The organism is Amycolatopsis plumensis, from assembly GCF_042652605.1.
Lineage (GTDB): Bacteria > Actinomycetota > Actinomycetes > Mycobacteriales > Pseudonocardiaceae > Amycolatopsis > Amycolatopsis plumensis.
The window spans coordinates 6628699-6642098 of sequence record NZ_JBHSJY010000001.1 but is presented as its reverse complement, the minus strand read 5'-3'; the positions used below and the strand labels follow the sequence as shown (position 1 = coordinate 6642098).

13 protein-coding genes are annotated in these 13400 nt (G+C 72.5%); 11 read left to right on the top strand and 2 right to left on the bottom strand.

Features of this window, described 5'->3' with window-relative positions; translation table 11 throughout:
• Positions 1–12 precede the first annotated feature (12 nt).
• Entirely contained in the window at positions 13–906 is an 894-nt protein-coding gene (locus ACFPLC_RS32240; RefSeq protein ID WP_378192224.1) for an amidohydrolase family protein, read from the bottom strand.
• Entirely contained in the window at positions 903–1928 is a 1026-nt protein-coding gene (locus tag ACFPLC_RS32235; RefSeq protein WP_378192226.1) for an amidohydrolase family protein, read from the bottom strand. Before ACFPLC_RS32235 ends, ACFPLC_RS32240 begins: the two co-directional genes overlap by 4 nt.
• 186 nt (positions 1929–2114) lie before the next feature.
• Between ACFPLC_RS32235 and ACFPLC_RS32230 the strand changes: the two genes are divergently transcribed.
• The 11 genes from ACFPLC_RS32230 to ACFPLC_RS32180 all read left to right on the top strand — a co-directional run bounded on the left by ACFPLC_RS32230 (position 2115) and on the right by ACFPLC_RS32180 (position 13400).
• Positions 2115–4403, top strand: a complete 2289-nt coding sequence (locus ACFPLC_RS32230; protein ID WP_378192227.1) for an ATP-binding protein — start codon at positions 2115–2117, stop codon at positions 4401–4403.
• Between the two features lie 85 nt (positions 4404–4488).
• Entirely contained in the window at positions 4489–4650 is a 162-nt protein-coding gene (locus tag ACFPLC_RS32225) for a hypothetical protein (protein WP_378235996.1), read from the top strand.
• A 190-nt stretch (positions 4651–4840) separates the two neighbouring features.
• Positions 4841–5560 (top strand): arsenate reductase/protein-tyrosine-phosphatase family protein, encoded by a 720-nt coding sequence (locus ACFPLC_RS32220; RefSeq protein WP_378192396.1) that lies wholly within the window; start codon positions 4841–4843, stop codon positions 5558–5560.
• Positions 5557–5931 (top strand): VOC family protein, encoded by a 375-nt coding sequence (locus tag ACFPLC_RS32215; RefSeq protein WP_378192229.1) that lies wholly within the window; start codon positions 5557–5559, stop codon positions 5929–5931. Before ACFPLC_RS32220 ends, ACFPLC_RS32215 begins: the two co-directional genes overlap by 4 nt.
• Before the next feature lie 10 nt (positions 5932–5941).
• Positions 5942–6889, top strand: coding sequence for a threonine ammonia-lyase (locus ACFPLC_RS32210; protein ID WP_378192231.1), 948 nt, complete (start codon positions 5942–5944; stop codon positions 6887–6889).
• Between the two features lie 110 nt (positions 6890–6999).
• Positions 7000–7422: an STAS domain-containing protein gene (locus ACFPLC_RS32205; RefSeq protein WP_378192233.1), complete on the top strand. Its 423-nt coding sequence runs from the start codon at positions 7000–7002 to the stop codon at positions 7420–7422.
• Positions 7423–7554: 132 nt separating this feature from the next.
• Positions 7555–8733 (top strand): carbohydrate-binding protein, encoded by a 1179-nt coding sequence (locus ACFPLC_RS32200; protein WP_378192234.1) that lies wholly within the window; start codon positions 7555–7557, stop codon positions 8731–8733.
• 90 nt (positions 8734–8823) lie between these two features.
• Positions 8824–10101: an extracellular solute-binding protein gene (locus ACFPLC_RS32195; RefSeq protein ID WP_378192236.1), complete on the top strand. Its 1278-nt coding sequence runs from the start codon at positions 8824–8826 to the stop codon at positions 10099–10101.
• 70 nt (positions 10102–10171) lie between these two features.
• Positions 10172–11095 (top strand): carbohydrate ABC transporter permease, encoded by a 924-nt coding sequence (locus ACFPLC_RS32190; protein WP_378192238.1) that lies wholly within the window; start codon positions 10172–10174, stop codon positions 11093–11095.
• Positions 11092–11910: a carbohydrate ABC transporter permease gene (locus tag ACFPLC_RS32185; protein WP_378192239.1), complete on the top strand. Its 819-nt coding sequence runs from the start codon at positions 11092–11094 to the stop codon at positions 11908–11910. Before ACFPLC_RS32190 ends, ACFPLC_RS32185 begins: the two co-directional genes overlap by 4 nt.
• The gene (locus tag ACFPLC_RS32180) at positions 11910–13400 is read left to right on the top strand and encodes a beta-N-acetylhexosaminidase (protein ID WP_378192241.1); all 1491 of its coding nucleotides are present in this window, start codon (positions 11910–11912) and stop codon (positions 13398–13400) included. Before ACFPLC_RS32185 ends, ACFPLC_RS32180 begins: the two co-directional genes overlap by 1 nt.

Genomic DNA, 13400 nt, shown 5'->3' with positions numbered 1-13400 from the left:
CCTTCGGGGGTTTCAGGCGGTTTCGCCGGGCCAGTAGAGGCGCATCGGGTTGTCGACGAGCAGCTTCCGCTGCGCTTCGGGGGTGTCCGCGAGGTGGCGGACGTGGTCGACGAGCAGGCCGTCGTCGGGCATGTGGCTCTTCAGGTTCGGGTGCGGCCAGTCGGTCCCCCACAGCACCCGGTCCGGGAACTCCTCGACGACGCGGCGGGCGAACGGCACCACGTCGGCGTAGGACGGCGGCCCGGTCACGGTGAGCCGCTCGGGGCAGCTCACCTTCACCCACACGTCGTGGGTCCCGGCGAAGTCCAGCAACCTCCGGAATTCGGGGCCGTCGACGGGCTTCGTCACGTCGGGCCGTCCCATGTGGTCGATCACCAGCGGCGTGGGCAGCGCGCCGAAGAAGGTTCCCAGCTCGGGCAGGTCGGCGGCCTCGAAGTACAGCACGACGTGCCAGCCGAGCGGGGCGATCTTCTTCGCGATCGCGCTCAGGTCCTCGCGGGGCGAGGCGTCGACCAGCCGCTTGACGAAGTTGAACCGCACGCCGCGGACGCCGGCCGCGTGCAGCTCGCGCAGTTCGGCCGCACCGACGTCGGGCCGGACGGTGGCGACCCCGCGCGCCCGGCCGCCGGACGCGCGGACGGCGTCGACCATCGCGGAGTTGTCCGCGCCGTGGCAGGTGGCCTGCACGATCACGTTCCGGGCGACGCCGAGGTGGTCGCGCAGGGCGAACAGCTGGTCCTTGCTCGCGTCGCAGGGCGTGTACTTGCGCTCGGGCGCGAAGGGGAACTCCGCCTGCGGGCCGAAGACGTGACAGTGGGCGTCCACGGTGCCGGGCGGCAGCCGGAAGTCCGGTGTGGACGGTTCGGCGCACCAGTCCAGCCAGCCGGGCGTCTTGGGGGCGGTCACCGGCCCTGGCCCTTCAGGAGCGCGTCCAGCCGCGGGTAGACGGCACGGGCGTTGTGCTCGCGGATGGCCGCCCAGTCCTCTTCGGACAGGTTCGCGGCTTCGGCGTAGCGGCGGGTGTCGTCGAAGTGGTGCCCGGTGCGCGGGTCGACGCTGCGGACCGCGCCGATCATCTCCGAGGCGAAGAGGATGTTGCGCGCCGGGATGACATCGAAGAGCAGGTCCGAGCCCGGCTGGTGGTAGACGCAGGTGTCGAAGAAGACGTTGCTCAGCACGTGCTCCTCCAGGTCGGGCTTGCCCAGCGCCATCGCCAGGCCGCGAAAGCGGCCCCAGTGGTAGGGCACCGCGCCGCCGCCGTGCGGGATGATCAGCCGCAGCGCCGGGAAGTCGGTGAACAGGTCGCCCTGCACGAGCTGCATGAACGCGGTCGTGTCGGCGTTCAGGTAGTGCGCGCCGGTGGTGTGGAACGCCGGGTTGACGCTGGTGCTGACGTGCACCATCGCCGGGATGTCGTATTCGACCATCTTCTCGTAGATCGGGTACCACGACCGGTCGGTGAGCGGCGGGGCCGTCCAATGGCCGCCGCTGGGGTCCGGGTTGAGGTTGAGCGCCACGGCGCCGTACTCCTCGACGCAGCGGGTCAGCTCCGGGAGGCAGGTGGCGGGGTCGACGGCCGGGGACTGCGGCAGCATCGCCGCAGGCGCGAACCGCTCTGGGTACAGCGTGCTGACGCGGTGGCAGAGCTCGTTGCAGATCGCCGCCCACGCCGCCGACATCTCGAAGCCGCCAACGTGGTGGGCCATGAAGGAGGCGCGGGGCGAGAAGATCGTCAGGTCGATGCCGCGGTCGTCCATCAGCCGGAGCTGGTTGCCCTCGATGCTCTCGCGGATCTCGTCGTCGCTGATTCGCAGGTCGGCCGCGGTGGGCGCGGGGGCGGCGCCGTCCAGCGCGGCGATCTGCCGGTCGCGCCACGCCGCGAGGGCGGGCGGAGCGGTGGTGTAGTGGCCGTGGCAGTCGATGATCAAGGTGGGTCCTCGTCGCTTCGGGTCTCGATACCGGCACAGTAATCGTCGATGAGATTGTTAACAATATCTACGACGAAGTTTGTCCGGAGAGGCATCTCGTGTGCTCCGAGAGGCTTCACGCGTGATTGAAGGGGCATCACGCGTGATCGGCGGGGCATCACGGGGTGGCGGACCTAGACTTTGCGCATGGCTGTCCGTTCCCGCCGGAGCGCCGGAAACCTGCCGGCCGAGCTGACCAGCTTCGTCGGGCGGCGCCACGAGCTGGGCGAGGCGAAACGCCTGCTGTCCGCGGCCAGGCTGGTCACGCTGACCGGGGCGGGCGGCGTCGGCAAGACGCGGCTGGCGCTGCGGGTCGCCGCCGACGTGCGCCGGGCGTTCCCGGACGGCGTGTGGCTGGTCGAGCTGGCCGACGTGGGTGATCCGCACCTGGTGCCGAACACCGTGGCGACGGCGTTCGGCCTGCGCGGCACCAGCGACCAGGCCGCCGGGCTCGCCGAGTACCTCGAGGACAAGCAGCTGCTGCTGGTGCTGGACAACTGCGAGCACGTCGCCGACGAGTGCGCGACGCTGGTCGCGAAACTGCTCGCGGTCTCCGGCGGCCTCCGGGTCCTGGCCACCAGCCGGCACACGCTGCACGTGGAGGGCGAGCACCTCCTGCACGTCGAGCCCCTGCCCGTCCCCCGGGCCGGGGACACCGGCGGCCCGGTCGAGGCGGTGACGCTGTTCGCCGACCGCGCGGCCGCCGTCTCCCCCGGCTTCGAGCTCATCCCGGACAACCGGGCGGCGGTGAGCCGGATCTGCCGCCGGCTGGAGGGGATCCCGCTGGCCATCGAGCTGGCCGCCGTCCGCGTGCGCGTGCTGTCGGTCGACCAGGTGCTCGAGCGGCTCGACGACCGGCTCGGCCTGCTCACCTCGCGGCCCGCCGCCGTCCGCCCCCGCCGCCGGACCCTGGAAGCGGCGATCGACTGGAGCTTCGAGCTGTGCACGCCCGCGGAACAGCGGCTGTGGGCGCAGGCGTCGGTGTTCCCCGGCGGGTTCGACCTCGACGCCGCCGAGTACGTCTGCTCCCCCGCGGACGACGACAGCGCGCTGGACGTCGTGACGGGCTTGGTGGACAAGTCGGTCCTCAGCAGGCAGAACGGCACCTTCGGGCGGCACGCCTGGTACCGCATGCTGGAGACGGTCCGCGAATACGGCGGCGCCCGGCTGGCCGCGGACGGCGACGAGGCCGGCGTCCGGGCCCGGCAGGCCGGGTACTACGCGGACCTCGCGCGACGCTACCGGGCCGAGGGGTTCGGGCCGCGGCAGTCGGAGTGGCTCGCCCGGCTGCGCCGCGAGCACGCCAACCTCCGGGCCGTGCTGGACCACTGCCTGGCCGATCCCGGGCGGGCCGGCCAGGCACTGGACATCGCGGCTTCGCTGTGGAACTTCTGGTACGGCGGCGGTCTCGTCCCGGAGGGCTGCGGGTACCTGCGGCGCGGCCTCGAACTGTGCGGGGAGCGCACCCTGGTCCGGGCCCGGGGGCTGTACGCGATGGCGTTCCTCGCCATCCAGACCGGCGCGCCGCACGCGGAGCTGCTGGCGGAGCTGGGCGAGCTCGCCGCCGAGTTCGACGACGAACGGCTCCGAGCGGGCCACGCGGAGTGCGCCGGCATGGCCACGTTCTTCACCGGCGACCTGACCGGCGGAGCCGACCTGCTGGAGCGGGCGCTGGCCGGGTACCGCACGGCCGGGGACGCGCTGCTGGTGTTCGACACGCTGATCCTGCTGGCCGCCGCGCGCTTCTTCCTCGGCGACCCGCGGGGCGCGGCGGCCGCGGAGGAGGCGCTCGCCCTCACCGAGCGGCACGAGGCACGCTGGTCCCGCGGCTACGCGCTGTGGGCCGTCGCGATCCACCGCTGGCGCGCGGACCAGCCCCGGCAGGCCGCGGAGCTGCTGCACGAGGCCGTCGCCCTGCGGTTGCCCGACCGGACGCTGCTCGCCTTCCTCGTGGAGGCCCTCGCGTGGTGCCACTCGGCCGAAGGCGAGCACGAGCGGGTGGCCCGGCTGCTCGGCGGGGCCGCCGCGGTCTGGCGCCTCAGCGGCGCCCGCGTCGGCGAGATGAGCCCCTACCAGGGTGTCGACGAGCAGTGCGCGACCCTGGCCCGCAAGGCACTCGGGGACGAAGTCTTCGACGCGGCGTTCGCCGAGGCGACCGGCTTCGGTCTCGACGAAGTCGTGCGGTACGCGTTGCGGGAGGGGCCAGCCGCCCACGTGGCGGGCAAAACGGCCGAACCCGGCGGGCTGACCCGGCGGCAGCGGGAGATCGCCGAACTGGTGGCGCGCGGGATGAGCAACAAGGAGATCGCGGCCGCGCTGGTCCTCAGCGGACGGACGGTCGAGGGGCACGTCGAGAACATCCTGGTGAAGCTCGGCCTCACCTCGCGCACCCAGGTCGCTTCGTGGCTGGCGGGCCAGCCCGGGCCACCCGCGTAGCCATCCGGGTAGTTTCCCCGGTCCGCTCGAGTCCCGTTCGGACGATCCTTTTCCCGCGACCAGCAACCGCTCGGAGGAGGACGAGGTGACCATCGACTCGGCGCCGCAGACCTGCCCCCGGTGCCGGCGCCCGACGGTCCTCATGTCGCACACCTGGGGCCGTCAATGGGTGCACGTCGGCACCTGGCGGCCGCACTGCGGCAATCCCCCGTGGACCGCCCACGCGGCCGGAACCCGGACGCGGTAGGGCATTTCCGGACCAGCCGGGCACGCGGCGCCACCTCGCGCGCCCGGCCGAGCGTGGTGGGCCGTGCCATCCCCTCCCCCCAACGGCACGGCCCACCACGCTCACTCCACCTCAGCCGCAGCGGTGCCGCTCGGCTCGCGCCCGTCCTGACGGCCTTTTCCATCAAACTCATTTGATGTATCGTCCGGGGATGGCCGCCGAGCCGCCCGCCTTCGTCCGCTTGGCCGCCCACCCCCTGCGGTGGGCGCTGCTGACCGCCCTGGCCGGCGGCGACCTGCGGGTCCGGGAACTGGTAGACCGCGTCGGCGAGCCGCAGAACCTGGTCTCCTACCACCTGCGGCTGCTGCGCGGCGGCGGCCTGGTCACCGCCACCCGCAGCAGCTTCGACGGCCGGGACAGCTACTACCACCTCGATCTCGGCCGCTGCGCGGGCGCGCTCGCCGAGACCGGCGCGGCCCTGCATCCCGCGCTGCGCACGGAAGTTCCGCCGCCCGGGCCGGCCTCGGTGCTGTTCCTCTGCACCGGCAACAGCGCCCGCTCCCCGATCGCCGAAGCCCTGCTGCGCCGCCGCGGCGCCGGCCGGGTGACGGTGACGAGCGCGGGCAGCCACCCGAAGACCGCCCTGCACCCCGGCACGGTCCGGGTGCTGGGCGAGGAGTTCGGCATCGACGTCAGCGGGCAGCGGCCGCGGCACCTCGACACGGTCGCCGGGCACCGGTTCGACCACGTCATCACCGTCTGCGACAAGGTCCGCGAGGTGTGCCCCGAATTCCCGCACCACCCGCGCCGCCGTCACTGGAGCATCCCGGAGCCGGGCTCCTTTTCCGAAACGGCCGCGGAGCTCGACCGGCGCGTCCGGTACTTGCTGCCGGAACTCGTTGTCCCGCAACAGAAAGAGGTCCGGCCATGAGCGAGCAGCACGCCGTCGTCCGGTACGTCGTCGACGACGTCCCGGCAGCCATCGACTTCTACACCGGGCACCTGGGCTTCACGGTGCGGATGAGCGCGGCTCCCGCGTTCGCCGACGTCGTCCGCGGCCCGCTGCGGCTGCTGCTGTCCGGCCCGGCGAGCTCCGGCGCCCGCGCCACCCCCGCGGACGCCTCCGCCGCCGGGCGCAACCGCATCCACCTGGTCGTTGCCGACCTCGACGCCGAGATCGCCCGGCTGACCGCGGCCGGGGTGGCCTTCCGCACCGAGGTGGTGTCCGGTCCGGGCGGGCGGCAGATCCTCCTGGCGGACCCGGCCGGAAACCTCGTGGAGCTGTTCCAGCCCGCGCACTAGGCTGCGGCGGGTGCCGGAAACGCGCCTCGACCTCGCCCGGATCCGGGCGGCCCGCCGGGTGATCGACCCGGTCTTCCTCGACACACCGCTCTATCCCTGCGAGGCGCTGGAGCCGGTTCTGGGGTGTGCGGTCAGCATCAAGCTCGAGACGGCGAACCCGGTGCGAAGCTTCAAGGGCCGCGGCACCGAAGTGGTCGTGAGCGGGCTCGCCGGGGCGGTCGTCTGCGCCAGCGCGGGCAACCTCGGCCAGGCCCTCGCCTGGTCCGGCCGCGGCCGCGGGCTCGACGTCACCGTCGTCGCCTCCCGGCACGCGACGGCGGCCAAGCTGGACCGCATCCGCGCGCTGGGCGCCCGGCTCGAACTGGTCGACGGCGATCACGAGCTGGCCCGCGAGCGCGCGGCGGCCATCGCCCGCCGCGACGGCATCCGGCTGGTCGAAGACAGCCTGGACCTCGAGACCTGCGAAGGCGCGGCGACCATCGGACTGGAACTCGCGGCCGCCGCGCCGTCGTTCGACGTGGTCCTGATCGCCCTCGGCGGCGGGGCCCTCGCCACCGGGGTCGGCCACGTGCTGCGGTCCGCGGCTCCCGGCACCGAGGTCGTCTGCGTCCAGCCGGCGGGCGCCCCGGCGATGACGCGGTCCTGGCACGCGCGGCGCGTGGTCACCACCGGCCCGACCGACACGATCGCCGACGGGGTCGCCGGGCGGCGGCCGATCCCGGAGGTGCTGGCCGACCTCCTCGTCGTCGCGGACGACGCCGTCCTCGTCTCCGAAGCGTCGATCATCGCGGGGATGCGGCTGCTGCTGGAGCACGCCGGGCTGGTGGCCGAACCGTCGGCCGCGCTGGGCATCGCGGCGATCCTCGAAGACCGCGACCGCTTCGCCGGCCGGCACGTGGTGACCGTCATCTGCGGCGGCAACGTGGACCCGGCCGCCTACCGCGGCTGGGTCGGCTGAGGCCGTTCGGCTCGTTGTGGCCGGCCGGAGCCGGTTCTACCCTGGAACGACCTGCGCGGTTCAACCCCGAGCCATCCCCTGTCCCCTTGTCGCGGGAGGGTGGTTCGCCCATGCCTTCGGCCGATCCGTCGCGTCCGGGCCGGCTGATCGTCTCGCGGTCGCACGGCGACCCGGCCGTCGTGGCGCTGGACGGCGAACTCGACAGCGGAACCGTGCTGCTGATGGCCCGCGCGATCGCGCAGTGCGTGGCCCGGGAGCCCGTGCCCGAGGTCGTCGTGCTCGACCTCGCGGGGGTCACCGCGGTGACCCCCGCCGGCCTGCGGGTCCTGCCGCACGCCCGTGATCACGTCGCGGGCTGCGGGAGCACGTTGCGGATCACCACCCCCGTGGACCCCGCCACGCGCCATGCGCTGCGGTCGTGCCCGCCCTACGCCACTTTCGACGTCTACGCCGATCGCCGGGCCGCGCTCGGCGCGGGCGACCGGCGCTCGTTCCTGGAGCTTGTCCGCCGGATGTGGGCGGCCGGCGACTGAGCCACAGAAATTACCAAAGGTAACTTCTGCTCCCTTCTTGACTTTACCAATGGTCAAGAGGAAGGTACTGGCCACCTGATTCGTCTAGACCAATCGGCGCTCCCCGCGGACGGCATCCCCAGGAGGAGACCCATGTCCCGCAGCATCCGGACCACCACAGCAGCCTTGACGAGCCTCGCGACCGCGGCCGCGGCCGCCCTGATCCTCTCCGGCGGAGCCGACGCCAGCCCGGCGGCCGCGGCGGCCGGCTGTGGTGTGCTCTTCGACGACTTCCACTACGCCTCGCCCACCGACGGCGCCTTCGGCCAAGCCGGCTGGACCACCCGCAACGACGTCGGCAGCCCCGGCGTGCCCGGGGCGCGCTGGCTGACGGGCAACATCAGCTTCCCGGCCGTGAACGGCGAGCGCGTCGCCCAGCTCACCGCCACCACCGACGGCAGCGCCGCGGGCACCACGCACGCCGAGCTGTACCAGAACCAGCTGCGGTTCTTCGAAGGCACGTACGCCAGCCGGGTCCGCTTCACCGACGCGCCGGACAGCGGCCCCGACGGCGACCACGTCAACGAAACGTACTTCACGATCTCCCCGCTGCGGTACGACCGCGACCCGCTCTACAGCGAGCTCGACTTCTCCGAGTACCTGCCCAACGGCGGCTGGGGCGGCTCGCAGGCCAACTACCAGACCAGCTGGTACACCTACTGGAACAACCCGACCTGGGACGGCCTGCGCACGTCCACCGCGCAGAACCGCAGCATGGCCGGCTGGCACGACATCGTCACCCAGGTCTCCGGCGGGCACGTGAAGTACTACATCGACGGCGTGCTCACCGCCGACCACACCACCGACGCCCAGGGCAACCCGGTGTACCCGCGCACGCCGATGTCGATCAACTACAACATGTGGTTCATCGACACCGCGGGCCACACGAGCGGGAACAGCGTCTACACCGAACAGGTCGACTGGACCTACTACGCGGTCAACCAGGTCGTTCCGCCGTCCGACGCCGTCGCGCAGGCCGGGCAGTACCGCTCGGCCGGAACGTCCCATGTGGACACCGTCACCGGCTGCACGACCCCGACCACCCCGCCGGCGACGACGACCACCAAGCCCACCACGCCGACGACGCCGACCACGCCGACCACGCCCTCCCAGCCGGCGAACTGCTCGGCGGCGCCGGAATGGGACTGGGGCACGGTGTACCTGGAGGGCCAGCGCGTGAAGCACAACGCCCACCTGTGGCAGGCGAACTGGTGGACCCAGGGTTCGGAGCCCGGCCTCACCGCCCAGTGGCGCGACCTCGGCCACTGCTGACCCCGGTCGTGAGTGGTAAGGCGGGTTAGAACCCGCCTTACCACTCACGAGCCCCGCACCGCGCCCACCTCACGCCTTCCGGAGCTCCCCATGCGCAGACGCATCCTCGCCGCCGCACTGGCCGTCGCCGCCGTGACCGCCGCCGCCTGCGGCACCGACACCCCCGCTCCCGCCGCCGCCGGCGGTGGCACCCTCACCGTCTGGCTGATGAACGGCGACCTCAGCGACAAGGCCACCGCGGCGATCAACGCCGCGTTCGAGAAGGCCACCGGCGCGCACGTCACCGTGCAGATCCAGGAATGGGACAACATCAACACGAAGATCAGCACCGCGCTGGCCCAGGACACCACGCCGGACGTCATCGAGATCGGCAACACGAACGTCCCGCTGTTCGCCGCCAACGGGGCGCTGACCGACCTGACCCCGCACCGCGACGAGCTCGCCGCGGGCCAGACCTGGCTGCCCGGACTGGCCGGACCGGCCACTGTGGACGGACACCTCTACGGTGCGCCGCTGTTCGCCGGGAACCGCGCGGTCATCTACGACAAGCAGGTCTGGGCCGACGCCGGCGTCACCGCCCCACCGGCCACGCTGCCGGAGCTCACCGCGGCCCTGGACAAGATCAAGGCGAAGCACCCCGCACCGGACTTCTCGGCCTTCCACTTCCCCGGCCGGTACTGGTTCGGCGCGCTGCAGTTCGTCTGGGACGCCGGCGGGCAGATCGCCACGCAGCGGGACGGGAAGTGGACCGGTGCCCTGGAAAGCCCCGAGGCGCTGAAGGGGTTGCAGGCGTGGAAGGACTTCCAGAACGCCTACTCCTCCCCCGCGTCCCGCAACGTCGACACGAAGGCGCCGGACCAGGCCGCGATCTTCTCCTCCGGTGGCGCGGCGGCCATCCTCGACACGAGCGTCAACACCGTGCTCAAGAACAAGCCGGAGCTGAAGGACCGGCTGGGCATCTTCCCGTTCCCGAGCGCCACGCCCGGGAAGACGCAGCCGGTGTTCCTCGGCGGCTCGGACCTGGCCGTCGCGGCCAAGAGCAGCCACCAGGACCTGGCGCTGGCCTACCTCAAGGCGGCGACCGACCCGGCCGTGCAGCGGGACGCCATCTCGGGCATCGACGGCTGGACGCCGATTTCGACCGAGCTGATCGACCGGATCACGCCGACGCTGCCCCCGCTCAACGCGGCCTTCGCCACCGCGGCGAAGACCAGTGTCGCCACTCCGGCCGCCCCCGGCTGGGCCACCATCGAAAGCGACAAGTCCATCAACACCTTCTTCGCCGACATCGCCACCGGACGCCGTCCGATCGCCGACGCGGCCCGAGAGTTCGACGCCCACCTCACCGAGGCGCTGGGCGCCCGCTGACCGGCGGGGTGGCCCGGCCGACCGCCGTCCCCGCCGAGCCACCCCGCCCCTGTTCCGCGAAGGAGTCCTCGTGCTGCTCGAAAAGGCGCGCGTCCGGGAAAGAACGCGACGCCGTTCCCTGCTCCCGTACGGCCTGCTCCTGCCCGCCGCCGCGCTGCTCGGGCTGGTGCTCGGCTACCCGCTCGTCCGGCTGGTCGTCATCTCGCTGCAGGACTACGGCCTGCGGTCGCTGTTCACCGGCAAGACGGGCTTCGCCGGCGGGAAAAACTACGCCGCCGTCCTCGCCGACCCCCAGCTGCTCCCGGTCCTCGCCCGCAGCGTCGGGTTCTGCGCCGCCCTGGTGCTCGGCACGCTGGTGATCGCCTCCGGCGTCGCCCTGCTGCTGCAACGGCTGGGCCGCCGGATGCGCACGGCGGTCACGCTCTGCCTGATCGCGGCGTGGGCCCTGCCGAACGTGGCGTCCACCCTGGTCTGGCAGTGGCTCTTCCAGCCCGGCTACGGCGTGGTGAACTGGCTGCTGACCCGGCTGGGCTTCGGGAACCTCACCCAGCACGACTGGACGACGAGCCCGGCGTCGGCCTTCACCCTCGTCTGGCTCCTGGTCGTGTGGCAGTCGGTCCCGTTCGCCGCGCTCACCCTCCACGCCGGTCTTTCGCAGATCCCCCGGTCCTACTACGAAGCCGCGGCGCTGGACGGCGCCGGGCCGTGGCGGGTGCACCGCACGATCACCATCCCCTTCCTGCAGCCGATCCTCGGGCTGGTCACCATCCTCTCGGTCATCTGGGACTTCACCGTGTTCAACCAGATCTGGATCCTCACCCAGGGCGGCCCGGGCGGCGGCACGACGACGCTGGGCATCTGGACGTTCACCCGTGCCTTCAGCCGCAACGACTTCGGCCAGGGCGCGGCGATCGCGGTCGTCTCGGTCGTGCTGCTCGTCGGCCTGACCGCCGTCTACGTGCGGCGGCTCGTCCGCTCCGGGGAGGACCTGTGATCCGGCGCTTCGGCCGCAACTTCACCGCCGCCGTCTTCTGTCTCGTGTGGATCTTCCCGGTGTACTGGATGGTGCTCACCGCGTTCAAGCCGGCGGGCAAGATCCTCCAGCCCACGCCGGAGTTCCTGCCCGTCGACGTCACGCTGGACAACTTCGCCGGCGCCCTCGCCAAGCCGGGGTTCGTGCGGGACCTGCTCAACAGTGCCGTGGTCGTCGTGGCGGTCGTCGTGCTGTCCATCGTGGTCGCCTTCCTGGCCGCGACGGCGTTGACGCGCTTCCGGTTCTTCGGACGCCGCAGCTTCCTCATCGGCGTGCTCGTGCTGCAGATGGTGCCGGTTCCCGCCCTGGTCATCCCGCTGTTCCTCAGCCTCAAGAGCGCGCACCTGCTCGACACGCTGCCGGGGCTGGTCCTGACGTACGTCGCGCTCGTGCTGCCGTTCACGATCTGGACGTTGCGCGGCTTCCTGCACGGGATCCCGGTCGAACTGGAGGAAGCGGCGATGGTCGACGGCGCCACGCGCGGCCGCGTCATGCGCTCGGTCCTGCTGCCCCTGGTGCTGCCCGGGCTGATCGCGACCAGCGTGTTCGCCTTCATCACCGCGTGGAACGACTTCCTGTTCGCCTACGTGATCATGAAGGACAGCTCCGGCTACACGCTGCCGGTCTGGCTGGTGTCGTTCAGCACCAGCACGGGCACCGACTACGGCGGGCTCATCGCCGCGTCGACGCTGTTCGCGCTGCCCGTCGTCGTCTTCTTCGCGCTCGTGCAGCGCCACCTGGTCGAAGGCATGACCGCAGGCGCGGTGAAGGGCTGATGCTCGTTCCCCGCCCCGCGCGGCTGACCCGCCACGCCGGTTCCTGCGTGCCCACCGGGATCCTGGCCGGCCCCGGCACCCGTGGCCCGGCCCGGCTGCTCGCCACGTACACCGGGCTCCCCTTGGTCCACAATGGACCGACGGTCCGGCTCGCGCTGAAGCCGGGGCTCGGGCCGGAGGAGTACACCCTGGAGGTCACCCCGGACCACGCGCTGCTCACCGCGTCCACGGAAGCGGGCCTCCTCGCGGGGGTGCAGACGATCCGCCAGCTGTCCCCGCGGCTGCCGTGCCTGACCATCCGCGACGCACCCCGGCTGCCCTGGCGCGGCGTGCTGCTCGACGTCGCCCGGCACTTCATGCCGCTGGAGTTCCTGCGCGAGTTCGTCGACCTGCTGGCCCTGCACAAGTACAACGTCCTGCACCTGCACCTCACCGACGACCAGGGCTGGCGGATGGAGATCGCCGGACGGCCGCGGCTCACCGAAGTCGGCGCGTGGCGGGCGGAGTCGATGGTCGGACCCGCGGGCAGCGGCGTCTTCGACGGCGTCCCGCACGGCGGTTTCTACACCCAGCGGGAGCTGCGCGAGCTGGTCGCCTTCGCCGCCGAGCGCGGCGTGCGGATCATGCCGGAGATCGACCTGCCGGGGCACGTGCGCGCGGCGCTGGCCGCCTACCCTTCACTGGGCAACCGGCCTTCGGTGGCGCTGCCGGTGTGGACGGAATGGGGCATCAGCCCGGACATCCTCGGCGTCCACGACGAAGCCTTCGCCTTCTGCCGGGACGTGCTGGACCAGGTCGCCGGCGTGTTCCCGTCGCCGTACCTGCACATCGGCGGGGACGAATGCCCGACCACGCAGTGGGAGACCAGCCCGGTCGCGCGGCGGAAGGCGGCCGATCTCGGGGTGCGTCCCGCCGAACTCCACCCCTGGTTCCTCGGCCGGCTGCACGACATCGTCGGGGAGCTGGGTCGCCGGGCCGTCTGCTGGGACGAGACCGGCCACGCCGCGGGACGGCTGCCGGCGGACCTGGTCGTCACGGCCTGGCGCGACGCGGCCCACGGCGCGCTCGCCGTCGCCCGCGGTCACCAGGTCGTGATGGCTCCGCACACGGCGACCTACTTCGACTACCGGCAGAGCGAGGAGCCCGGCGAGCCGCCCCGCGAGCCGGTGACGACGCTCGAGGACGTCTACCGCTTCGACCCACTGGCCGGCGGGCTGCCGGTCAGTCACGGGACCACTCCCGGCGTGCTGGGCACGCAGGCCCAGCTGTGGACCGAGCACGCGCCGACGCCCGAGCACGTGCGGCACCTGGCGTTCCCGCGGCTGTGCGCGCTGGCCGAGCGGGCGTGGTCGCCGCCGGGCCGCGGTTATGCTGAGTTCCGCCAGCGCCTGACGGGCCACCTCGGCCGGCTGCGGGCGCTGGGTGCCCTGCCGAAGGAGCGCGTCCGGTTCGCCGGCGCGCTCGGAGTTCCTGGGAAGACGGTGCCTTGA

Coding starts and splice junctions, on each gene's coding strand:
- ACFPLC_RS32230 (WP_378192227.1), top strand. CDS start 2,115: ATGGCTGTCCGTTCCCGCCGGAGCGCCGGAAACCTGCCGGCCGAGCTG.
- ACFPLC_RS32220 (WP_378192396.1), top strand. CDS start 4,841: ATGGCCGCCGAGCCGCCCGCCTTCGTCCGCTTGGCCGCCCACCCCCTG.
- ACFPLC_RS32215 (WP_378192229.1), top strand. CDS start 5,557: ATGAGCGAGCAGCACGCCGTCGTCCGGTACGTCGTCGACGACGTCCCG.
- ACFPLC_RS32205 (WP_378192233.1), top strand. CDS start 7,000: ATGCCTTCGGCCGATCCGTCGCGTCCGGGCCGGCTGATCGTCTCGCGG.
- ACFPLC_RS32200 (WP_378192234.1), top strand. CDS start 7,555: ATGTCCCGCAGCATCCGGACCACCACAGCAGCCTTGACGAGCCTCGCG.
- ACFPLC_RS32195 (WP_378192236.1), top strand. CDS start 8,824: ATGCGCAGACGCATCCTCGCCGCCGCACTGGCCGTCGCCGCCGTGACC.
- ACFPLC_RS32180 (WP_378192241.1), top strand. CDS start 11,910: ATGCTCGTTCCCCGCCCCGCGCGGCTGACCCGCCACGCCGGTTCCTGC.